The organism is Achromobacter sp. CSND-B12 (assembly GCF_052906545.1).
Genome location: NZ_JBREGJ010000001.1, coordinates 5,429,687 through 5,450,578, shown reverse-complemented (window position 1 = coordinate 5,450,578; position 20,892 = coordinate 5,429,687). Strand labels below are relative to the sequence as shown.

Annotated in this window: 20 protein-coding genes and 1 pseudogene; 7 read left to right on the top strand and 14 right to left on the bottom strand. The window is 67.7% G+C overall.

The genetic code is table 11. The features are described 5' to 3' along the window. The first annotated feature begins 86 nt into the window (after window positions 1-86). Window positions 87-1,523 (top strand): sensor histidine kinase, encoded by a 1,437-nt coding sequence (locus ACUTAG_RS25660; RefSeq protein ID WP_148316598.1) that lies wholly within the window; start codon window positions 87-89, stop codon window positions 1,521-1,523. Here the strand turns inward: ACUTAG_RS25660 and ACUTAG_RS25655 are convergent. The 3 genes from ACUTAG_RS25655 to ACUTAG_RS25645 all read right to left on the bottom strand — a co-directional run bounded on the left by ACUTAG_RS25655 (window position 1,505) and on the right by ACUTAG_RS25645 (window position 4,294). Then, window positions 1,505-2,224, bottom strand: a complete 720-nt coding sequence (locus ACUTAG_RS25655; RefSeq protein ID WP_024068372.1) for a response regulator transcription factor — start codon at window positions 2,222-2,224, stop codon at window positions 1,505-1,507. The genes ACUTAG_RS25660 and ACUTAG_RS25655 overlap by 19 nt on opposite strands. A 214-nt stretch (window positions 2,225-2,438) precedes the next feature. Further along, window positions 2,439-3,926 carry a protein adenylyltransferase SelO gene (locus tag ACUTAG_RS25650; RefSeq protein WP_148316596.1) on the bottom strand — a complete coding sequence of 496 codons (1,488 nt, stop codon included), beginning with the start codon at window positions 3,924-3,926 and terminating at the stop codon, window positions 2,439-2,441. Next, window positions 3,923-4,294 carry a DUF2069 domain-containing protein gene (locus tag ACUTAG_RS25645; RefSeq protein ID WP_006387930.1) on the bottom strand — a complete coding sequence of 124 codons (372 nt, stop codon included), beginning with the start codon at window positions 4,292-4,294 and terminating at the stop codon, window positions 3,923-3,925. Before ACUTAG_RS25645 ends, ACUTAG_RS25650 begins: the two co-directional genes overlap by 4 nt. Window positions 4,295-4,311: 17 nt before the next feature. Between ACUTAG_RS25645 and ACUTAG_RS25640 the strand changes: the two genes are divergently transcribed. Both ACUTAG_RS25640 and ACUTAG_RS25635 read left to right on the top strand, forming a co-directional pair. Next, window positions 4,312-5,625, top strand: a complete 1,314-nt coding sequence (locus tag ACUTAG_RS25640) for a YihY family inner membrane protein (protein WP_006387929.1) — start codon at window positions 4,312-4,314, stop codon at window positions 5,623-5,625. A gap of 32 nt (window positions 5,626-5,657) precedes the next feature. After that, window positions 5,658-6,116 carry a CBS domain-containing protein gene (locus ACUTAG_RS25635; RefSeq protein WP_006387928.1) on the top strand — a complete coding sequence of 153 codons (459 nt, stop codon included), beginning with the start codon at window positions 5,658-5,660 and terminating at the stop codon, window positions 6,114-6,116. Between the two features lie 121 nt (window positions 6,117-6,237). Here the strand turns inward: ACUTAG_RS25635 and dusA are convergent, their stop codons facing one another. After that, window positions 6,238-7,257, bottom strand: coding sequence for a tRNA dihydrouridine(20/20a) synthase DusA (gene dusA, locus ACUTAG_RS25630; protein ID WP_076412749.1), 1,020 nt, complete (start codon window positions 7,255-7,257; stop codon window positions 6,238-6,240). A gap of 185 nt (window positions 7,258-7,442) precedes the next feature. On the opposite strand from dusA, the gene ACUTAG_RS25625 reads away from it, so the two are divergent. Next, the gene (locus tag ACUTAG_RS25625) at window positions 7,443-8,411 is read left to right on the top strand and encodes a homoserine kinase (protein ID WP_026383443.1); all 969 of its coding nucleotides are present in this window, start codon (window positions 7,443-7,445) and stop codon (window positions 8,409-8,411) included. 64 nt (window positions 8,412-8,475) lie between these two features. Beyond that, window positions 8,476-9,279 (top strand): BPSS1780 family membrane protein, encoded by an 804-nt coding sequence (locus ACUTAG_RS25620; RefSeq protein WP_262352212.1) that lies wholly within the window; start codon window positions 8,476-8,478, stop codon window positions 9,277-9,279. A 6-nt stretch (window positions 9,280-9,285) separates the two neighbouring features. Here ACUTAG_RS25620 and ACUTAG_RS25615 read toward each other — a convergent pair. From ACUTAG_RS25615 to ACUTAG_RS25570, 10 genes and pseudogenes are all read right to left on the bottom strand, one after another. Next, window positions 9,286-9,450: pseudogene (locus tag ACUTAG_RS25615) on the bottom strand (DUF192 domain-containing protein); the annotation flags it as partial. A 65-nt stretch (window positions 9,451-9,515) separates the two neighbouring features. Continuing rightward, complete coding sequence (locus ACUTAG_RS25610; protein WP_262352211.1) at window positions 9,516-10,211, bottom strand: type II secretion system F family protein; 696 nt, start codon at window positions 10,209-10,211, stop codon at window positions 9,516-9,518. 286 nt (window positions 10,212-10,497) lie between these two features. Then, entirely contained in the window at window positions 10,498-11,343 is an 846-nt protein-coding gene (locus ACUTAG_RS25605; RefSeq protein WP_148316592.1) for a type II secretion system F family protein, read from the bottom strand. Further along, window positions 11,340-12,998, bottom strand: a complete 1,659-nt coding sequence (locus ACUTAG_RS25600; RefSeq protein ID WP_026383446.1) for an ATPase, T2SS/T4P/T4SS family — start codon at window positions 12,996-12,998, stop codon at window positions 11,340-11,342. The genes ACUTAG_RS25605 and ACUTAG_RS25600 overlap by 4 nt, the downstream gene beginning before the upstream one ends. 4 nt (window positions 12,999-13,002) lie before the next feature. Beyond that, window positions 13,003-14,364 carry a type II and III secretion system protein family protein gene (locus ACUTAG_RS25595; RefSeq protein WP_148316590.1) on the bottom strand — a complete coding sequence of 454 codons (1,362 nt, stop codon included), beginning with the start codon at window positions 14,362-14,364 and terminating at the stop codon, window positions 13,003-13,005. Continuing rightward, window positions 14,361-15,260, bottom strand: a complete 900-nt coding sequence (gene cpaB / locus ACUTAG_RS25590; RefSeq protein ID WP_262352210.1) for a Flp pilus assembly protein CpaB — start codon at window positions 15,258-15,260, stop codon at window positions 14,361-14,363. Before cpaB ends, ACUTAG_RS25595 begins: the two co-directional genes overlap by 4 nt. Continuing rightward, window positions 15,200-15,952: a hypothetical protein gene (locus tag ACUTAG_RS25585; protein ID WP_233638943.1), complete on the bottom strand. Its 753-nt coding sequence runs from the start codon at window positions 15,950-15,952 to the stop codon at window positions 15,200-15,202. The genes cpaB and ACUTAG_RS25585 overlap by 61 nt, the downstream gene beginning before the upstream one ends. Further along, window positions 15,949-16,524, bottom strand: coding sequence for a pilus assembly protein (locus ACUTAG_RS25580; protein WP_235442408.1), 576 nt, complete (start codon window positions 16,522-16,524; stop codon window positions 15,949-15,951). The genes ACUTAG_RS25585 and ACUTAG_RS25580 overlap by 4 nt, the downstream gene beginning before the upstream one ends. 32 nt (window positions 16,525-16,556) lie before the next feature. Continuing rightward, on the bottom strand, window positions 16,557-17,921 hold the full coding sequence (locus ACUTAG_RS25575; protein ID WP_148316589.1) for a pilus assembly protein TadG-related protein: 1,365 nt from the start codon (window positions 17,919-17,921) through the stop codon (window positions 16,557-16,559). Beyond that, the gene (locus tag ACUTAG_RS25570) at window positions 17,918-18,148 is read right to left on the bottom strand and encodes a hypothetical protein (RefSeq protein ID WP_085941767.1); all 231 of its coding nucleotides are present in this window, start codon (window positions 18,146-18,148) and stop codon (window positions 17,918-17,920) included. The genes ACUTAG_RS25575 and ACUTAG_RS25570 overlap by 4 nt, the downstream gene beginning before the upstream one ends. Window positions 18,149-18,601: 453 nt before the next feature. Between ACUTAG_RS25570 and ACUTAG_RS25565 the strand changes: the two genes are divergently transcribed. Together ACUTAG_RS25565 and ACUTAG_RS25560 are read left to right on the top strand one after the other, a co-directional pair. Beyond that, a complete protein-coding gene (locus ACUTAG_RS25565; RefSeq protein ID WP_148316587.1) occupies window positions 18,602-19,777 on the top strand; it encodes an acyltransferase family protein in 1,176 nt (391 codons plus the stop codon). Between the two features lie 130 nt (window positions 19,778-19,907). Further along, entirely contained in the window at window positions 19,908-20,828 is a 921-nt protein-coding gene (locus ACUTAG_RS25560; RefSeq protein WP_148316585.1) for a glycosyltransferase family 9 protein, read from the top strand. The last annotated feature ends 64 nt before the right edge of the window (window positions 20,829-20,892 follow it).

Genomic DNA, 20,892 nt, shown 5'->3' with positions numbered 1-20,892 from the left:
TTCTTCGCACCCGCTGGCGGTCGCGCCAGCGCCGCGCGCCGCGCGCCCGTCCGGCCGGATCCGCCTGGCCGGAGTGGCTGGGCGCCGTGCTTTTCTGGCCTGGCACCGCCCTGGCCGCCGGATCCGGCCATTCCCCTCCAGACCTGCAGATCGGCCTTGCCGCAGGCATCGCCGTGGCTTGCGCCGCGGCCTGCGCCGTCGCCTGGATTTATTCGCGCGCGGCGATCTTTGGCGCCGGCCTGGCATTCGCGCTGGTCGAAGGCATATTGCGCGCCCAGCCGGCGCTGTTTCCCGCCGGCGCATTGCAGGCAGGTTCGTACGCCGCGCTGCTGGCCCTGTCCATTCCCCTGATCTCGGGCCGCCCCGTCGCCTTGCGGCTGGCCGCGGCCTGCCACTGGACCTGCATCGCATTGACCGGCGTGGCAGCGCTGGCGCTGATCTTCGTCTATGACGGTGACGGCGGCATGGCGCCTGCGCTGATCGCCGGCGCGGGCGCCGCCGCCAGCGCGGTACTGGCCCTGTGGTTCCTGGCCGCGGCGGCGCGATCCGGCCCGCAAAGGGCCGCGACGGCGGCGCTGGGCCTGGCCTATCTGCTGTCGATCGCGATCCTGGCCCGCGACGCCGGATTCGTGCCCGGCGACGGCTCCCTGGTGTTGCCGCTGGCGCGGCTGCTGCTGGTGCTGGCCGCCCTGCTCCTGGCCGGGTTGGCCCAGCGCGGCACAGGCTCGGCCGCCCCCCACGCCAGGGCCGACGCCGACCAATTGGTACAGGGCGAACTGCGGCTGGTGGAAATGGCGAGCGCGCTGGACACGCAGCGCCAGATGAACGCCCTGATCTCGCACGAACTGCGAGCGCCGCTGGCCACGATCAGCGCGGCCGCCCAGTCGCTCGACATGATCCTGTCCGGCAGCGGCGAAACCGTCGATAGCCGCCTGGCCCGCATTCACCGGTCGGTGAGCCGGATGACCGAGCTGATGGAGCAACTGCTGAACCAGGACCGGCTCGGGGAACAGGCCTGGACGCCGCGCGGCGAACTGACCGACATGTCCGAGCTGGCCAGCGACGTCGTCATGGCCATGCAGCCCGACACCGCCCACGCGCTGCGCCTGCAGACGAGCGGCGATGCGTTGCCGGTGTACTGCGACCGCCCGTTGACCAGCGTGGTGGTCCGCAACCTGATCCACAATGCCGTCAAGTATTCGCCGGCCAGCGAACCGATCCGGATCGAAACCGGCCAGGTCGAGGTAAACGGCGCGCCGATGGCATGGGTAGCGGTGACCGACCGCGGCCCGGGCATCGGCCCGGATGAACAGGCGCGCATCTTCGAGCCGCGCTTTCGTCGCGCCGCACATCGCGAGACCCAGGGGATGGGGATCGGCCTGTACCTGGCGCGGCGCATCTGCCAGAGCCAGGGCGGTTCACTGACGATGCAAAGCGAAGTGGGCGTAGGCACGCGTTTCGTGATTAAGCTGCCCGCCCGGGCGCCCGCGCCGGGCGAGCGCGATCAGGCGGCGAATACGTAGCCCTGTCCGCGCACCGACAACACCGGCAGCTTCAGGCCCGCGCTCTGCGCCTTGGCGCGCAAGCGACTCACCAGCACATCGATACGGCGCAGTTCGAAGCCGCCCGGGCTGTCGGGCAGGAACAGCTCGGCCAATGCCTGGCGGCTGACCGCCGAACCCGCCGCATCCATCAAGGCCATGAGAAAAGTGCGCTCCTGGGCGCTCAGGTGCAGCGAGGCGCCGTCCGGCGCCACCAGGATCCAGCCGCCGTCCTGCAACGACCAGGAGGTGTCGGCGGCCGCGCGGGTTTCAGCATCGACCGGCCGCGGCGCCTTGGCCAGGCGCATGCGGCGCGCCAGGCTGCGGATGACCGAACTGAGTTCGAGCAGGTCGACCGGCTTGGTCATGTAGACATCGGCGCCGCCTTCCAGGCCGCGCACCCGGTCTTCGAGCGCGCTGCGGCCCGTCAGCATGACGATGCCGACGGGGCTGAGCGCCCGCAGGCGCGTCGCCACTGAAAAACCGTCCTCTCCGGGAAGATGGGCATCGAGAATGACGATATCGCAGGGTTGCTCCTGCAAACGGCGGTAAAACGCCGCGGCATTGTCACAGGCGAACGCCACACGGAAACCGTACCCGCCCAGGCCCAACGCCAACTCCTCCCGGAAGTCCGCATCATCCTCAAGCAGGCCGATACACAGCAAACCATCTGCGCCAGGCATATTCAGAGTGCTTTATATTGAAAATTGTCGACAAATGCCCCAGTGACAGGCATGCCATCCTGAGTGTCCCGCAGGCGACAATCTTACGACTTTTACAATGGAAACGAATGATTGCAGAGAAAAAAACTGCGATTTTTCGCCTCATTGCGCCAATTTTCCGCATCTTCCGCGCTCAAAAGACGATTTTGTCGTCACCAAACGCGCAAAACGAACATCAAGACGAACAGCTGACTTCGATGCCGTTGGCCCAGTCCGGCGGCAGGCCGGCATACTTTTCGTAGCCAACTCTGGCCGTGAACGGCGCCCGCAACAACGTCATCAGGGTGTCGATCTCGCTGGCGTCGCCGGCCTTGGCGGCGCGGATCGCCTCTTCCGCCAGATGGTTGCGCAATACATATAAGGGATTGACCCGGTTCATGGCCTCGGCCACCTCGGCCGCCGGACGCCCGTCCTGGGCGTGGCGCGCCAGCAGGCGGTCGAGCCAGGCCGACGCGGCGGCGCGGTCTATGAACAGGTCCTGGAACGGGGCCCGGTCGCCCGACACCGCATCGGCCAGGCGGCGCCAGGTCAGGGTGAAGTCGGCCTGGTTGGCGTCCATCAGCTTGAGCAGGTCGTCCAGCAACGGTTCATCCGCCGGCCGCCACGCCGCCAGGCCCATCTTGGCGCCCATGCGGTCATGGAAAGCGCGCGTGAACACGCCTTCGAATTCGTCCAGCACGGCGCGCAAGCCGTCGACGTCCGGGGCCAGCGTGTGCAGGCTGCCGCCCAGCCGGTAGAGATTCCACAGGGCCACGGAAGGCTGCCGATTCCAGGAATAACGGCCTTCCGAATCGGAATGGTTGCAGACATGGCCCAACCGGAATCCGTCCATGAAGCCGTAGGGACCATAGTCGAGGGTGAGGCCCAGGATCGACATGTTGTCGGTGTTCATGACCCCGTGGCAGAACCCCACGGCCTGCCAATCCGCCATCAGCAGCGCGGTGCGCCGGGTGACTTCGCGCAGCAGCCCCACATAGGGCGCGGCCTCGTCCTGGGGTTCACCGGCCGGCGTGGCCCGGCATTCGGGGTAATAGCGATCGATCACGTAGTCGGCCAGCGTCCTGAGCATGTCCGGCTGGCGGCGCGAGGACCAGTGTTCGAATGAACCGAAGCGCACGAAGCTGGGCGACATGCGCGTCACGATGGCGGCGGTTTCCACGGTTTCGCGCCACACCGGATCGTCCGAGGCGACCAGCGCCAGTGCGCGGGTGGTCGGTATGCCCAGGCCGTGCATGGCCTCGCTCGCCAGGTATTCGCGCACCGACGAGCGCAGCACGGCGCGGCCGTCGCCCATGCGTGAATAAGGCGTCAGGCCCGACCCCTTGAGCTGCAGCTCCCAGGCGCCGCCCGGTCCCTGGATTTCGCCCAGCAAATGGGCGCGGCCGTCGCCCAGTTGCCCTGCCCAGACGCCGAACTGATGGCCGCTGTAGACCGCGGCCAGCGTATCGCCGCCGGGCAACGGCTCGGCGCCTGAAAACACCCGCAGGAATTCCGGCGTCCGCAGCGCCGACGGCTCCAGCCCGATCAATGCCGCCGCATCCGCATTGGCATGCAGCAGGCGCGGCTGGTTCAGCGGCTGAGGCGCCAGGCGGGTGTAGAACGCGGCGGGCAATGCGGCAAACGAGTTGACGGCCCGCAGGTCGGACAGGGAATGGACGTTCACGCGCGTTGCCTCCTGGCGGCCCGCTTGGCCGGCCGCACATAGAAAATGGCGCTGAAGAAGAAAATCGTCGACAGCGCGATCTCGCCCCACGCCATCAGCACCGACAGCGGCGCCGGGTCCGACATGGCGCGCACCGCCCCCTCCATCAGGTACAGCAGCGACAACATCGCAGCCCACTGGTAGGTGTAGAGATTGCCGCGCACGATGCCGCGCAGCGGCAGCGCCAGCGGCAAGGCCTTGAGCAGCATCCAGGAGCCCCCCGGGCGCAGCGGCGCCACCAGCGTCTCCCAGGTGACGCACAGCACGATCAGGGCGAACAGCGACACCGAGGCCGCCAGGCGCAAGCGAGGGTTGAGTTCAGGGTTCATGCTGCTATTATCGCCTGATGAACCGCCCCGCCGAGCCTGCCGCCGCCGCGCCGGCGGCCACCCAGCCCCTGCCCCCGCGCGCATCGTGGGCCGCGCGGGTCGGACGCGCTTTTGTCTTCACCGCGCAGCGCGCCGACGAGGAAAAGCTGCTGCAGGTCGCGTCCAGCCTCACCTTCACCACGGTGCTGGCAATCGTGCCGATGCTGGCCGTGGTGCTGTCGCTGTTCACCGCGTTCCCCGTATTCCAGGAATTCCGAGTCGCGCTCGAGGACTTCCTGACCAATAGCCTGATGCCACCGTCCGTTTCGGACAACATCATGGACTACCTGAACCAGTTCGCCCGCCAGGCCTCGCGCCTGACCGCGATCGGCGGCGGCTTCCTGCTGGTCACGTCCCTGCTGCTGATCATGACCATCGACAAGGCCTTCAACGACATCTGGCATGTCACGCGGCAGCGCCCGCTGCCGCAGCGCGCCCTGGTCTACTGGGCGGTCATCACCCTGGGCCCGGTGGTGGCCGGCGCCAGCCTGTGGGCCACGTCGTTCGTGGCCCGCGAATCGCTGGGGTTGGTGCGCGACGTGCCCGAAGTGGTCAGCGTCGCCATCTCGTTCATTCCGCTGGTATTGACCGGCCTGGGCTTTGCCGCCCTGTTCGTGGTGGTGCCGAACCGGCAGGTGCTGTGGCGCGACGCGCTCATCGGCGGCTGCGTCACCGCGGTCGCGCTGGAGGTCATGAAATCGGCGTTCGCCTACTATCTGACGCGCTTCCCCACCTATACCGTCATCTACGGCGCCTTCGCCACGCTGCCGATCTTCCTTTTGTGGATCTACCTGTCCTGGCTGGCGGTGCTGCTGGGCGCCACCCTGGCGGCCAGCGCGCCGCTCATCCGGCTGGGCCGCTGGGAGTTCAACCGCTACCCCGGCGCCCCGTTCGTCGACGCACTCGATGTCCTGCGCGCGCTGCGCCGGGCGCAGTCCCTCACCCCGCCCGGCCTGCCCGCCAATGTGCTCGCCTCCCGCCTGAAACTGCACCAGGACGAACTGAACGACGTCCTTGAAACGCTCGGCGACATGGGCCTGGCCACCCGCAGCCCCGACCATCTCTGGGTGCTGACCTGCGATGCCCGCGAGACGTCGCTGGCGCCGGTGGTCGACCGCTTCCTGCTGGATCGCGGTCAACCCCGGGTGCGCAACGACGCCGAAATCCTGCGGGTCGCCGCGGCGGTGATTTCCCGGGAAAATGCGCCCGTGCTGGAAGAACTCTGCAGAGAAGCGCAAAATACCGGAAATGACGTCGCCCCGGTATTGCAGCTGGAAGCGAACAAGAAATAGCAATCAGGGCGTCATCCGCCCAGGAGAAACCGATGTTGAAGGTCAGCGAAATTCTGCGCGTCAAGGGAGACACGCTTTACACCGCATCGCCGGACATGCCCGTGTCCCAGGCCGTGCAAACCATGAGCGAGCAGGATATCGGCTCGCTCGTCATCATGGAATTCGGCACGCTGGTAGGCATGCTGACGTTCCGCGAGATCATCCGCCACATGCATGCGCACGGCGGCGCGGGCGAAACCACCATCCGTTCCATCATGGACGACGCGCCGGTCAGCGTATCGCCCAATACCAGCGCCGACGAAGTGCAGCGCCTGATGCTCGAAAAGCATGCGCGCTACATCCCCGTCATGGACGGCCCGACGCTGATGGGCGTGATTTCGTTCTACGACATGGCCCAGGCCATCGTGGCCGCACAGCAGTTCGAAAACAACATGCTCAAGGCCTATATCCGCGACTGGCCCGCGGAAAGCGCGGAATCGACCCAATCCTGAGCCATCGGCGATCGCCTGGCGGCGGCCTGGCCCACCGGCCTGCAGGGGATATCCGTAAAAACGCCCGGGCGGCCTCGCGGCCGTCCGGGCGTTTTTGCGTTCAAGCCGTTCCGATGGATGCTCAGGCGCTCGCGGGAGCGGCCGTCAACGAAGCGCCGTCGCGTTCGGGCGGCACATGCCGCTGGCTGCGCCAGGCGTCATAGATCAGCGCGGGGTCATTGGCGGCCAGCAGCGCCGGATCCGACAACATGCGGCGCCAGCGCCGCGCGCCCGACTGGCCGTTCACCAGTCCCAGCATCGGCCGGGTCATCACCCGCAGCGGCACGCCCTGCGCCACCTGGCGCGCGGCGTATTCCATCATCGCATCGACCACCTGGGCATCGCCGGGCAGGCGCACCGACGGCCACAATTGCAGCGACACTTCCGACAGCACCCGCGGCGTGTGCCACGCCGCGCGGCCCAGCATGACGCCATCGAAGTCGGCCGCCGCGCGCACCGATTGCGCGGCATCGGCCAATCCGCCATTCAGCACGAACACGCAGTCCGGGAAATCCCGCTTGAGCTGGCTGACCACGTCATAGCGCAGCGGCGGGATCTCGCGGTTGTCCTTGGGCGACAGGCCCTTGAGGACCGCATTGCGCGCGTGGGCGATGAACACCCGGCAGCCGGTGTCGTAGATCTTGCCGACGAAGTCACGTACGAAGGCGTACGACTCGTCATAGTCCAGCCCCAGGCGATGCTTGACCGTCACCGGGATGTCGACCGCGTCCTGCATCGCCTTGATGCAATCGGCCACCAGGTCCGGCTCCGCCATCAGGCAGGCCCCGAATGCGCCCTTCTGCACCCGTTCCGACGGGCAGCCGCAGTTGAGGTTGATTTCGTCGTAACCCCATTGCTGTCCCAGCCTGGCCGACTGCGCCAGCGCGTCCGGTTCGCTGCCACCCAGCTGCAACGCGACAGGGTGCTCGGCTTCGTCGAAATCGAGATGGCGCGCCACGTTGCCATACAGCAGCGCGCCGGTGGTGATCATTTCGGTGTACAGACGCGCGCGCGGCGCCAGCAGCCGGTGGAAATAGCGGCAATGCCGGTCGGTCACGTCGATCATCGGGGCGACGCACAGCCGCCAGTCGGGGGAGTCCAAGAATCACTCAGCAAAACAAGGGGATGCGGTATTTTACGGTGCTTGGCGCGATTCTGCCGGGCGGGTCCCGCGGGCGGGCCGCCAGACCCTGCCGGCCATGTGGTCTAAAATTGCGCCGCCGCCGCGTGCACGCATGTCCAGGCGTCCGTCACCCGCGTTCGTTAACCCCTATTTTCCTGACATCAATGGCCGTTTTCACCCCCGTATCCGATGACGACGCGCGCGCCCTGCTGGCGCATTTCGACCTGGGCGAGTTTGTCTCGCTACGAGGGATCACGGCGGGCATCGAAAACACCAATTACTTCCTGCACACCAGCCGCGGCGAGTACGTGCTGACGCTGTTCGAAGTGCTGACGCACGCGCAATTGCCGTTCTACATCGAGCTGATGTACCACCTGGCCAGCCGCGGCATTCCGGTGCCACAGCCGCAGACCCTGCGCGACGGCACCCGCCTGACCACACTGCACGGCAAGCCTTGCGCCATTGTCTCGCGCCTGCCCGGCGGCTACGAGCCGGCACCGGGCGCGGCCCATTGCGCCCTGGCCGGCGCCACGCTGGCCCGCGCCCATGTGGCGGCGCGCGACTTCCCGATCCAGCAACCCAACCTGCGCGGTCTTTCCTGGTGGATCGAGACGGCGCCCAAGGTCCTGCCCTTCCTGGATCCCGGCCAGGCGCAGTTGCTGCAATCGGAACTGGCCGCCCAGCAGGCCGCCGCGGCCGCCCCGTCCTGGCGGACGTTGCCCGCCGGCCCCGCCCATTGCGACCTGTTCCGCGACAACGTGCTGTTCGCCGGCACCTTCGAAAACCCGCTCATGGGCGGCATCATCGATTTCTATTTCGCGGGTTGCGACACCTGGCTGTTCGACGTTGCCGTCAGCGTCAACGACTGGTGCATCGAACGCGATACCGGTGAATTCATCCCCGAGCTGGTCGAATCCTGGCTGGACGCCTACGCCCGCGTGCGGCCATTCACCGACGCGGAACGTGAAGCCTGGCCGCTGATGCTGCGCGCCGCCGCCCTGCGCTTCTGGCTGTCGCGCCTGTACGACTTTTTCCTGCCGCGCCCGGCTCAGACGCTCAAGCCACACGACCCCCGACATTTCGAAAGAGTGTTGCAGGCGCGCCACCGCCCCGGCCTGCCGGTATTGCCGTAATCGTTACGCCCCCCATAATTGGGGGTAGCACGTCCCTTATTGAGAGATCACCCCCAAGAGAGCCATGCAAGCAGCATTCCTACCCGCGTCTTCCGGCTGGCAATGGGTTCGAGACGGCTTCCGTCTGTTCCGCAAGCAACCCCTGGCCATGTACACCTGGGCGCTGGTCAACAGCCTTCTGGTGATTTTCGCCTTCGCCGCGCAGATCGTCGGCCCGATCCTGTTCATTGCGCTGATGCCGTCGGTCACCCTGATGAGCCTGGCTGCCTGCAAGCACGTCGAGGCGGACCGCGTCATGCTGCCTTCGATGTGGGCCAAACCCTTGAAGCAGCCCGGGGTGCTCCGCAAATTGTTCCTGATGGGCCTGCTGTATGCCGCCGTGAGCCTGACGGCCGGACTTGCCACGTTCCTGCCGTTCTCGTCGGCGTTCGCCGAAGGCATGCGCATCGCCTCCATCGAGAACAGCATGGAACCCATCCTGATGGCAATGCGCGCGCCGCTCATCATTTTCACGATCGTCTATATCGTGATCGCGGCGCTGTTCTGGTATGCGCCGGTCCTGGTGGCCTGGCACGGCCTGCGACTGACCCAGGCGCTGTTTTTCTCGGGCATCGCTTGCTGGCGTAACAAATGGGCCTTCCTGGTCTACGCGGCCGCGTGGGTCCTGATCGCGCTGTTCCTGGACCTGTGCTCGGGGCTGCTGATCGCCATCGGGCTTTCGCCGCAACTGGCCAGCACCCTGCAGATCCCATTCACGATCGCCGCGGCAGGCGTGTTCTATTGCAGCTTCTATCCGTCGTACACCTCCGTGTTCGGCATCAATAGTCCCAGCCCGAATCTCGACAACGGCCACGGCGCCCAGGCATGACGCGATCCGGCGGGGCGGCAACGCCCTGCACACCTTCACCACGCGCCCGCCACGCGATACGAACGCCACGTCAATGGCGTGCCGCATGCCGAAGGTGTGCACCGCCCGGCAAGGGCGCAGCAGAATCCCCGATCTCGACCCTGGCGCTCGACGGCACAGCAACCCCCGCATCCGTCCCATCCAACCATTGACCCGCAGCAGCCTGAGCCGTGCCTGCGGCAAGCGTCGCCGGTCGTTCATCCCAGCCCCCTGGACAGCTGGACCGCGATGGGAAACGCCAGCACCAGGAACGTGCAGGGAAAAATGCAGCCGATCAACGGCAAAAGCATCTTGACCGGAGCCTGCATCGCGAGCCGCTCGGCTCGCATGTGACGCTCGCTGCGGCAATGGGCTGCCTGCGCCCGCAGCAAAGGCCCCAGGCTGATCCCCAGCGCGTCCGCGTGCGCCAGGGCCGTGGCCCAACGATGAACCAGCGGGCTGCCGCAACGATCCGCCATGGCCTGGATGGCCGCCACCCGGGGGACTCCGGCACGGACCTGCGCCAGCGCACCGGCCAAAGCGTCACGCAACGGTCCGGATGGACCATTCGCGGCGGCCGCCTGCAACGCTGCATGTGCGCCGAGCCCCGCCTCGACGCACAGGGTCATCATGTCGAGCATGAACGGCAGGCCGCGTTCGATCCCACGGCGCCGTGCCACGCCCTGCGCCCGCAGCCATGCGAACGGCAGCAGCGCCGCCGTGAAAGCGACGGCCCCGCCCGCGATCGCCCAGGCCGGTCCGCTCGCCGCGAGCGGCATCGGCGTCCATGGCGTCTGTATCCCCTGCGGCTGCACCCCTATATCAGCCACCATGCCCGCCACCGGCTGCCGCAACAGGTAAGCCACCCCCAACAACCCGACACCGCCGATCAATGCGGCGACGCTCAGGGCCAAGACATGCCCCTCCCTGACTTGCGGCGGCAATCCCGCCCGCATCAGCGCCCCGCTCAGCCAAGCGCGCCAGCGCCTCGGGCAGAACCGGTCCAACGCCGGCGCGACACCCGTGAGCCAGGGCCAGGCCAGACGCCACCACCACGGCACGGCGCCGGGAATGGGAGCGAGGTCGGGATTCGGGCGGGGGCCGCCCCGCATGGCAGGACGCAGGACACGCCATGTCCCCCAGCCCGCTCCCAGCCCCGCCGTGATCATTCCAAAATACAGCCACATGGCGCCTCCCGCTTCAAATATCGATCCGGACGATGCGCCGGATCAGCAGCACCCCCGCGGTCTCGAGTCCGCCCAGCACGGCCAGCACCGTCCACCCGGCAGGCGTGTGCCAGAGCGGCATCATGATGTCCGGCTCGAGCCGATCCAGCACCATCAGCAGCAGCACCGGCAACGCGCCCACGATCCAGGCCTGCATGCGCCCCTGCGCGGTCAAGGTCCGCAGCCTGGCCTGCAACTGCAGCCTGGCAGACAATGTCTGCGCGATGCTGTCGAGCGCTTCGGCCAGGTTGCCACCGGTCTGCGCGGCGGTGCGCATGGCCGCCACCATGAGGGTTGTGGATTCGGCCGTCATTCTCGTGTTCAGGCGCGCCAGGGCCTCGTCCCACGGCACGCCCAGCCGCTGTTCCCGCAGCATCAAGCCAAACTCCTGTGCCAGCGGCGCCTCGCCCTGCGCCACCACTTGCCGCAAAGCGGGCATCAAGGCGACACCCGCCCGCAGGGCCGACGCCAGCATCAGCAAGGCCATGGGCAATTGCTGTTCGAAGCGCCGCACCCGCCGACGTCGCAACAGGCCCGCCAGCATGGCCGGCGCCCGCAATGCCGCCACGCCCGTTCCAACGGCGGCCATGCCGCTCGCCGTGAGCGCGAAGGCCGACATTGCCGCCAGCAGCGCCAACGTCACCGCGCAGGCCCAGAGCCGGGCGGGTTCGACGAACAGGAACAGTTCCGTGAACCGCAGGTCCGCATCCCGCGTGTAGCGCTCGCGGTAGCGCCGCAAGGCTGGCGCCAGCCGGCGCGCCGCCCACCACGCCAATGTCGTGACGCAGATCATCGCTCCCGCCGCCGCCAGCCACATCATGGCGAGGCCGCCAGGCCATCCGAGGCCGTGCCGGCCTGTCCGGCCGCAAACCAGGCCATATCCAAGCCCGCCCCCGCCTGCTGCCATTCCGGCGCAAAACTGGGTATCGTGCCGCAGCCGCTGAATCCGCCGGCGCGCTCGTGCCGGAATAGATCCTGCAGCTGAATCCGGCCGCTCTCCATGCCGGTGACTTCCGCGATCGAAAGCACCACCCGGCGTCCGTCGGGCTGGCGTGCCAGTTGCACGATGATGTCGATGCTCGCCGCGATCTGCTCACGCACCGCCGTCAATGGCAGATCCAGTCCCGCCATCAGGATCATCGATTCCAGGCGCACCAGCGCGTCGCGCGGCGAATTGGCGTGCAATGTGGTCAGGGAACCTTCGTGTCCGCTGTTCATGGCGGTAAGCATGTCGAACGCCTCTGCCCCGCGGCACTCACCCACCACGATCCGGTCCGGCCGCATCCGCAGGGCATTGCGAACCAATTCGCGGATATCGACGCGCCCCCGGCCCTCCTGGTTGGGAGGACGGGCTTCCAGGGCCACCAGATGCGCGTGATTCAAACGCAGCTCGGCGGCGTCCTCGATGGTGACGACGCGCTCACCCTCGGGGATCTCATTGGACAGGACGTTCAACAGCGTGGTCTTGCCAGAACCCGTGCCTCCCGAGACCAGCAGGTTCTTGCGCAGCCGCACGCAACGGGCCAGGAACCGCGCCATGGCATCGCTGAGCGCTCCCGCGGCAAGCAGCGCCGGCATGTCCGGCCGGCTGCGCGGAAACTTGCGAATGGTCAGGCTGGCACCCTTGAGCGCGACCGGAGGGATGACGGCATGCACCCGCGCCCCGTCGGGCAGCCGGGCATCCACCAGCGGCGAGCTTTCGTCTATGCGACGCCCCAGCGGCGTCACGATGCGCTCGATGACACGGCGCACGGACTGCTCGCCGGTAAACGCGGCCGCGTGACGCCAGAGCCGGCCCTCGCGCTCGACGTAGATCTCATCGTGCCGGTTGACCATGATCTCGGTGATGTCCGGCGCCGCCAGCAGAGGCTCCAGCGGCCCCAGCCCGACCGCCTCGTCCAGCACCTCGCGGCACAAGGCTGCCCGGTCCACCCCTGGCGCCGACACATCCTCATCGGCCACGATCTGTGCCAGCAGGCGCGCGGCTTCGGCGCGCAGCGTGGCGTCGCTCATGCCCGACACATCGCGACGGCGCAGGTCCAGCGCTCCCAGCAAGGCGGCATGCAGCCGGCGACGCAGGTCGAGCGACGGCAAGGAGGATCGTGTCGAATCCGGGATCCGGGCCGGCATCGACGGCAAGGGTGCAGGCGGATGAATCCGGGCGAGCGCGTGGCCGCGCGCGTCCGCCTTCACGAATTGCACCCGCAGGCGGCACGGCCCGATCAGGATTTCATCCTGCGGCAGTACCGGCGCATGGTGCGCCACGCGCAAGCCATTGACGAATACACCGCCCAGGGCGCCAAGGTCCTCGAGCACAACGGCCGAGGCCTCTTGCCGCAGCCGCGCGTGCTGCCGGCCCACTCGCCAGTTGGCGATGCGCACGCCGCAATGGGCGCCGCGGCCGATCAGCGCCGGAGCCGCGGCCCTGATCTTGCGCGTGGCACCGTCGTCAAAGGTCATGTCGATTTCAAGCATGGTGCTACTCCTGATTGGCCGGGGCCGGTTCGCGGGCGGTGCCGGCCCATTGCGAGCCCTCCCCCCCATGGATATTCCACCCCGCCATCACGGGAACCTCCGTGCCCAATCGTGACGGTTCGGGAAAGGCAGCGCGGATCACGTCGCGTCCACGCCGTACGCGATCCGTCATGGCTGGCTCGTTGCGCGATACGATCCGGGGCGTAACGAAAATGGCCAGCTCGGTCTCGCGCAACTGATAGCGTCGCGAGGCAAACAGGGCGCCAAGGATCGGAATGTCTTTCAAGCCGGGCAGGCCGCTGCTGTCGTCGGCGCGTTCGCGAGACAGGAATCCGCCGATGACCAATGTGTCGCCGGAGCGGACATTGAACTCGGTCGAGGCGCGGCGGGTCCGCAGCGCCGGTCCGCTCGCGCCGGTCAACGCCATGTCCACCGAGCTGGCTTCGACCTCGATCAGCGAACGGATGACGCCATTGCGATCGATGCGGGGAGTGATCCGCAGGGACACGCCATAGGGCTTGAACAAGGTGGTGGGATTGCCGCGCGAATCGGTGGAGACGTAAGGCACTTCGCCTCCCGCCAGGAACGTCGCGCTGGCGCCGCTGCGCGCCAGCAGTTGCGGCTGTGCCAGCATGACGGCCTCGCCGCTTTGCGCCAACGTGGCGATACGTGCCGACAACAGCGCATTCACGCCGAAATAGCCCGCGACCGACGACACCGGCGCGGGCGTGTCGATCACCGCCTCACCCGGTCGCGCCATCCGGCCCAGGGAACCGGCATCCCACGCCAATCCGGCGTTGACACCGCCTTGCGTCAGGCCGTCCCAACGCACGCCGATCTCGCGCAATCTGGAGCGCGGCATTTCCACCACCTGCACGTCCAGCTGCACCATGCTGTCCCACCCCCCCCTGCCGGTGAAGTCCATGACCTCGGGGTAGTGTTCCGCCAGCGCCGCGATACGGGCGTGGTCGTCATCGGAAAGGTCATCCCCCTCGACGACGACACGGCCACCGACCAGGGAGCTGCGGGCCCCCGGGATGCGTGCCAGCAAGGCATCGACCTCGGCGCGCAGGCGCGTGACACCGGCCGCCGCGACATGCACGTCGTAGGCCTGCACGCCGCCATCGGCCCAGACCTGTATCGACGACACGCCCTCGGTGCGCGCAAAGACCACGACCTCGCGGCTGTCGGTGGCGATGGCACTGAGCACCTGGCTGTCGCTGATGGCCACGCGTGTCACTCCGGACTCCGCCAGCACGCGGCTTTCCCCCACCTGCATTTCGAGTGTCTGGCCTGCCGGCCAGGCCGATCTGGCGGCCAACCCAAGGCATAACGTGGCCAGGACCGCAAAGGATCTGATGTTCATGGATGCTCCGACTCAAAATCCGCCAAGACCGTGCCAGGCGCGCTTGCCGACAGCCCTGGCCGGTCGCCATACAGGATGACCACGGCCGGTTCGCGGGGCGATTCGGGAGCCAGCCCGATCAACGACGCCAGGTCGCGGGGCGGGTCCTCCGGAATCCTGGCCGTATCGGCGCGATTGCGCACCAAGCCGGTCAGCGTACCGGCCCGCCGCGCTGCGAGATATCGCATGGCCTGGTTCGGCGTGGCGGCCAGCGTGACCTGCGCCGGACCGGTGCCGCCGCTGGCATCGGGCACGGCCAGGACGCGCACGCCCTGCAATAGCGGCGCGGTCACCTCGCGGCCCCGATGCGGGAACGAGACATAGATGTCGACGAGGTCCCCCACCCGCAACAGATCCGCCACGGTTCCCAGATCGGAGACCGGAACCTGCAAGGCCCGCTGGCCGGGATCGAGCCGTGCCGCCAGTGCCGGCGGCGAAGCGCTGTCGGCGCGAGCCAGGCACCCGCTCAGCACCGGATCTCCCTGGGCCAGCGCCACCCCCAAGCGGGCCCCCAGGACGCTGTCGCCATCGCGTGGCTCGATGCTGGCGGCCGGGGCCCACTGCGCCGGGATGTCGCGTATCGCCAGATGCGCTGGCGTCAGCTCGGTGCCGGCCGGCAAATCGCGCGCCGCCACCAATCGACTGACCATGGCCTCGCGGTGCTCGCCCGCCAAGATATCGACCCGCTGCCGCACGTGTTCGCGAACCGCCCAGACCGCCACCAACCCGGCGGCGAGGGCCAACAAGGGAACCGCCATCTTGCGCAAGGCGCGCAACCCCCATCCGAGCAAGCGCATCATGGTGTCGATCTCCGGATCCAGATGCCACTTCCCGATTCGAGCGGCACCAATAGCCATTGCAGCCGTTCCTGTCGGCGCTGCCATGACTGCCAGCCGCCGTCTCCCGGCCCCGCTTCGATATCGCGCCAGCCGTCGCGCGCCAGGCCACGCCGCAGCAACGGCGCCAGGCGCGACGGCGACAGCTGGTACTGCCAGATGGATTCGGACAACACGCGATCCGCTTGGGCAACGGCGAAATCCAGCCGGAGCCGCGCCCCGGATGGCAGCCATGCGGGCGGCGGGGATGCCGACGTGGCAAAGGCCGACAGCGACGACATGCTGCCAACGCTGCGACCCGCGGTGGGACTGGTGAGCCGCAGCACCCAATAGGCCTCGCCAACGCGGCCCGACAGGATGGCGAACCCGGGCATGATCCGGAGATCTTCCAGCGCCGGCTGTTGCCGCGACAGGGCCTGGATCAGCGTCGCAACGTCGACCGGGGCGTCAAATACCCACACCTGTACCGGCATGCCGTGCAACCACATGCGCTCGGCCACGGATTCGACCCGCGAGCCAGGAGGAAAACGCAGGTCCGCCAAGGACACAGGCCCTGATGCCGACGGCAACGCGTTGGCCGGCGTCGTCGCCAGGGCCGCCGTCCCCAGCGCCAGGGCCAATGCAGCAAGGGCCGCCAACCCCGCCATGACGACCGTACGCGCGCCCCCACGGCGGACGCCGCGCCAAACGACGAAGTGGGCATGCGTGATCATTGGCCGGCCCTCGCGACGGGCAGCAGCCTGTCGGCCGGCACCACGTCCGCCCATGCGGACAGCCAGTCCAGCGCAAGCGGCGCCCGGCGCCATGGTGCATCGGTAGCGGCGGCCACCGGCCCGGCCGCGCGCGCGACAGCCTGTGAGCGATCAGCAAACTGTCTCCATGTCGTCGTCGCCGCCGCGATGCGACGGCCCGCGTCCGCGTCATTGGACGCATGCCCGGCCCCCAAGGCAACGCTTGTGCGGCGCTGCAGTGTCATGACGCTCCAGGGACCTGCACCGGTCACAGCGCCGCGGGCCGTCGCAGAAACCAGCCGCACCTCTCCGCCCAGCCACTCCGCTTGCGGCAGGGTGTGGTTGAAGCCATCCGCACCGGAATGCAATGGAACATGTTCCAGCTGCACCCGGAATCCGGATTGACCGGGATTCGGCGCGCCTGCCGCACTCGCCATCGCGGTCATGCGACTGGCCTGGAGCAGCATTTGCGCGGAAAACTGCAGCCGCCCCAACCAGCCGATTGCCAGGAGAACCAGGGCCAGCCCGGGCAGGACAAGCAGCGCTTCAGCCATGGCCTGGCCTTGCTGCCGGTGACGAGCGCTCATCATGGCGTAGCCCTGGCCAGCAGCGCTTCCGCGGTTGTCACCGGTGACAACCGCGCCTGCCAATACGGACGAAACAACGTGGCCAGCTCGGTGTACCCATCAGCACGAGCCTGTGGCCGCGAGAAGAACGTCTCGGCGGCGCTCGTGACCGTCAATGCCGCATCGGCGCCAGGCAGGAACAGACCGCCCATGATCGCCGTCTTTGGCGCCGTGTCGCGGTCCAGCTTGACCGCCACCGCAAACCGCAGCGGCGCCGTCTGGCAGCAGTGGGCCAGCTCGTAGTAATCCGGCAAACCCTGGCCAGGCCAGCGCTGGCCCTGCGCCACCGCGTAGGAATTGGCCAGCGGCGTGCCCGTGCCGGTACGCAGATCCCATGAGGTGGACTGCCGTACCCAACGCCAGAAGTCCTGTGCAATGAAATCCGCCGGGGGATTCTCGACGTGCTCCAGGTCGGACGGAGCCCTGGAACCGTCGCCCAGCACCACGCCCCAGCCCATCGCGTACTCGCGCAGATAGCATCCCGCCCAACGGTTGAACCGCAGCGAATGGAACGACTGCGTATCCACCGCGCCCCAGCGCCCGTCCGCTCCCAACCAGGTCGCGCCCCGGCGGCGCAAGGTGTGGTGTCCTTGTGGACAATGCGCGACAGCCGGCACGGCGTTGCGGCGCGTACCGTCGCGGCGCCCCACAAAGTCATAGCGCTGCACAGCCCGCTCGACAGCGGAACGCAAGCCAGCGTGGCCCATGGCATCGCGCCGCTCGAGGTATCCCGGCCAGCCGTCGCTGAGCATGCGAATGGATGGCACGGGCACCGTGGGATGGTTGTCTTGCAGCACCAGCCGCATGAGGCGAGCGCGCGTGGCCGGAAGGTCGGCCACGGCCGAGGCCATGCCGACCGCAAGCACCTGGTGCACGACACGATCGTGTTCGGCATAGGCTTGCGCCAACCCCGCGGCGGTGCCAGGCTCGGCGCGCGCCACGCGATAGGCCGCCGCCACGTCGCGACCGAACAGCGTGGCGAGCAGCCGCACCGGAGGGTTGTTGCGACGGCGCTGCCCGGCAAGCGTGCGCGTGAAGGCCATCGATGCCTCCAGGGTCACCAGGTGTGCCATCGCGACCTGGTGGGCGACCAGCGTGCGGTTTGCGTAGGCCAGCAGATTCAATCGGCGGGCTTGCGCGAGCGCGCCGCTATACGCCGCCGCGTCCGCCGCGTGCGTCAGGCGCATCCGCGCCTCAACCACGCGTCCCACGCCATGCAGCATTGCCAGCGACGCAACGGCCACGGCAAGCAGCAACAGGCCCAATACCAAAGCCTGGCCGCGCTGTGCCTCGGACTTCAGGCGGCCTTTTGACCGAGCATTCATTTGTCGCCCACGGCATTGCCGGCGAAGGACTTGAGCGTGCGCGTTGAGACCTGGCCCGCCGCCTTTTTTACCGCCGCGGCCGCCGCACGGGTTTGCGCGCTGCCGTCTTCGCCCGCGAGTTCGCGCGCCATGGCCGCGGTCTGCGCCCGCACGACCTGACCAAAATGCTGATAGACCGCGATGGCGGCAATCGCCACCAGCGCCACGATCACGATGTATTCCGTCATGCCCTGCCCCGCCTGACGCTGCAAATATCCCGACACTGCCGTTCTCCGCTCGCGATGAATGAGGGTCACAGTGTCGAGGCTGCCGCAGGGCGCCACAATTCGCGGATACCGAGCTGGATCAAAACATCGCACCATCCGGCCGAGTAGACATCGGCCCAGGACAACGCCCAAAAAAAATGTTGTAACCCCTTAATTTCCATCGGGTTTTCCCTATTGCCCAGGCCTCAGGGCGGCAGTAGATTGAAGTTGCCGGGCTGTCTGACACCCATCGCGTGCGAAGCCGGGCAGGAGCGCCTCAGACTCATCGCGAGCTGGGGCGCTCTTCCATTGCGCGTCCCGCAGACAGGGCCCGGCGCGCCGGCGGCATTACAAAATCTATACACAGTCGCCCAATCCCCTCACAGGGCCATGGCTAGCATTGCGTCTTTCGTTGCCCGATTCGATTGACGACCTATGCTTGCCTACGCCCCACAGCCCAGGGCCTCGCGCCCCGTGCAGGGCGCCGCCGTCCGCAATCCCGCCATCGACACCCTGCGTGGCCTGGCGATCCTGTGCGTCGTGCTGCTGCACGTGCAGATCCACATCCCGCAAGAACAGAGCCTGCTGGGAAAAGTGCTGCCGCCCGCCCTCTTCAACCTCGTCTTTCGCAGCGGCTATTACGGCGTCATCATTTTTTTCGTGATCTCGGGCTTTCTCATCACGCGCGCAGCCCTCGAACGCTGGGGCAGCCTGGAAGCCGTCCCCTGGAAACCGTTCCTGCGACGCCGGATCGCCCGCATCTACCCCTGCCTGGCTTTGCTGGTATTGATACTGGCCGGCCTGCACTGGGCCGAGGTCCCTGGCTTCGTCGTCGACAACACCAGCCTCGCCCGGGCTGCGGCCAGCGCGCTGGCGCTGCATCTGAATTGGCTGGAAGCCCAGGTCGGCTACCTGCCCGCGGCCTGGAACGTGTTGTGGTCGCTGTCCATCGAAGAGGCGTTCTACCTGGCGTTTCCGCTGATCTGCATGCTGGCGCTAGCGGCGGGCCGGCGCGCACTGGTCGTGGCGCTGCTGCTGTTCGTGGTGCTGGGTCCCTTCGCCCGGGTTGCCCTCAGCGCCAACGAAATCTGGGCCGACCACGCCTACCTGTCCGGCATGGACGGCATCGCCATCGGCTGCCTCGCGGCCTTGTACGCCGCCTGCCCCGCCCGCTGCGCGCGGCACGGCCGCAGGCTGCTGCTTGCCGGCACCGCGCTGTTCTCACTGGTGTTCCTGTTGCGCAAGACCACCCACATGCTGGGCCTGACGGGCCTGGGGCTGAACGTCACGCTGCTGGAGATCGGCGTGGCCTGCCTGCTGATAGGCTGGAGCCGTCCGCGGCGTGCGCCACGTCCCAACGCCATCGCCGCCGCGCTGCGCTGGGCCGGGCAAAACAGTTACGAGATCTACCTCACCCACATGTTCCCCGTGCTGCTGCTGGCGGCCGCATCGTGCCGCAATTCCGGCGGCGTCGTGTCGACCTGGTGGCGGGCGGGCGCGCTGACCGCGGCCAGCGTGCTGGCGATCCTGCTGTCGGCCATGCTGGGGGGATTGGTGGCGCGCTATTATTCGACGCCCATGCGCCACTGGCTGGCCCGGCCCGCCCCATGATGAAGCGGCAGACGGCTGCTCTGTTCCACGCGGTGCGTCTGGCGCCGCTGGCACCCATCCGGCAAGGCCACCGTGAAAAAGCATAGGATCGGTTATCCTCCGCAGCAAAAACCACGAGGATGAATCGAACGTGAGCACCGCTCATTCCTTCCAGACCGGCAAACTGGCGTTGGTCCTGTCCAATCGGCTGGGTGATACGTTATATCAGATGACCCTGGCCAACAATCTGCGCAAGGCCGGCCGCGACCTCACCGTGTATGGCGTGCACGGCCACGCCTTGCAGGAATGGTTTCCCGACTTCGATATCCAGCCCCTACCCGCGGACATCGACGGCCTGGCGGGATACGACACCATCGTGCAAATGGACCCGGACAGCCCATTCGACGGCCTGACCCGCGTCTGCAGGCGTTTTCTCAGCACCAAGGAATGGGGCAAGATCCGGGCGGCGCCGCGCAGGCATGCCTCGCCCAACGGCATCCTGGATGAATTCCGCCGGTTCTCGGTCGACGCCTTCGGCCTGACCGAATGGAGCGACGACAACGGACTGCGCGCGCCCGCGCGCTTCAAGGCCCGCCTGCACGACAAACGCGTAATCCTGCACCCCACCTCGAGCGAAGCGGAACGCTGCTGGACGCCGGGAAAATACGTCCTGGTCGCCCGTCGCCTGCGGGCCATGGGCTATGAACCCACCTTCGTGCTGGCGTCCTCCGAGCGCGCGTTCTGGCGCCCGCTGCTGGAGCAGGCCCATGCCAGCCTGGTGGAAGCGCCCTCCATCGACGGTGTCGCCGCGCAAGTCTACGAGTCGGGCTGGTTCATCGGCACCGATTCCGGGATCGGCCACCTGGCCTCCTGTTGCGGCCTGCCGACGGTGACCATCGTCGACCGCCCCCGCAATATGCCGCGCTGGCGGCCGGCCTGGGCCGACAACATCATCGTCAAGCCGTGGTGGCTGCCCCTGCGGACCTTGCGCCGCAAATATTGGCGCGAGGCCACCACGGTGGCCGCGGTGATGCGTTGCTTCGGACGCATGGTGCATCGCCAACGCCGCTGAGCGGGAAAACAAACAGGCCGGTTGTCGACATGTCGGCAACCAGCCTGGCTCGGCAAGGCCGATT

Excerpts from the sequence above, each read along its gene's own strand:
- ACUTAG_RS25655 (WP_024068372.1), bottom strand. The coding sequence starts at position 2,224 with ATGCCTGGCGCAGATGGTTTGCTGTGTATCGGCCTGCTTGAGGATGAT.
- ACUTAG_RS25625 (WP_026383443.1), top strand. The coding sequence starts at position 7,443 with ATGGCCGTTTTCACCCCCGTATCCGATGACGACGCGCGCGCCCTGCTG.
- ACUTAG_RS25635 (WP_006387928.1), top strand. The coding sequence starts at position 5,658 with ATGTTGAAGGTCAGCGAAATTCTGCGCGTCAAGGGAGACACGCTTTAC.
- ACUTAG_RS25570 (WP_085941767.1), bottom strand. The coding sequence starts at position 18,148 with ATGACGGAATACATCGTGATCGTGGCGCTGGTGGCGATTGCCGCCATC.
- ACUTAG_RS25595 (WP_148316590.1), bottom strand. The coding sequence starts at position 14,364 with ATGAACATCAGATCCTTTGCGGTCCTGGCCACGTTATGCCTTGGGTTG.
- ACUTAG_RS25585 (WP_233638943.1), bottom strand. The coding sequence starts at position 15,952 with ATGATCACGCATGCCCACTTCGTCGTTTGGCGCGGCGTCCGCCGTGGG.
- ACUTAG_RS25620 (WP_262352212.1), top strand. The coding sequence starts at position 8,476 with ATGCAAGCAGCATTCCTACCCGCGTCTTCCGGCTGGCAATGGGTTCGA.
- ACUTAG_RS25580 (WP_235442408.1), bottom strand. The coding sequence starts at position 16,524 with ATGGCTGAAGCGCTGCTTGTCCTGCCCGGGCTGGCCCTGGTTCTCCTG.
- ACUTAG_RS25645 (WP_006387930.1), bottom strand. The coding sequence starts at position 4,294 with ATGAACCCTGAACTCAACCCTCGCTTGCGCCTGGCGGCCTCGGTGTCG.
- ACUTAG_RS25600 (WP_026383446.1), bottom strand. The coding sequence starts at position 12,998 with ATGCTTGAAATCGACATGACCTTTGACGACGGTGCCACGCGCAAGATC.
- ACUTAG_RS25605 (WP_148316592.1), bottom strand. The coding sequence starts at position 11,343 with ATGATGTGGCTGGCGGCGGCGGGAGCGATGATCTGCGTCACGACATTG.
- cpaB (WP_262352210.1), bottom strand. The coding sequence starts at position 15,260 with ATGGCTATTGGTGCCGCTCGAATCGGGAAGTGGCATCTGGATCCGGAG.
- ACUTAG_RS25640 (WP_006387929.1), top strand. The coding sequence starts at position 4,312 with ATGAACCGCCCCGCCGAGCCTGCCGCCGCCGCGCCGGCGGCCACCCAG.
- ACUTAG_RS25575 (WP_148316589.1), bottom strand. The coding sequence starts at position 17,921 with ATGAATGCTCGGTCAAAAGGCCGCCTGAAGTCCGAGGCACAGCGCGGC.
- ACUTAG_RS25565 (WP_148316587.1), top strand. The coding sequence starts at position 18,602 with ATGCTTGCCTACGCCCCACAGCCCAGGGCCTCGCGCCCCGTGCAGGGC.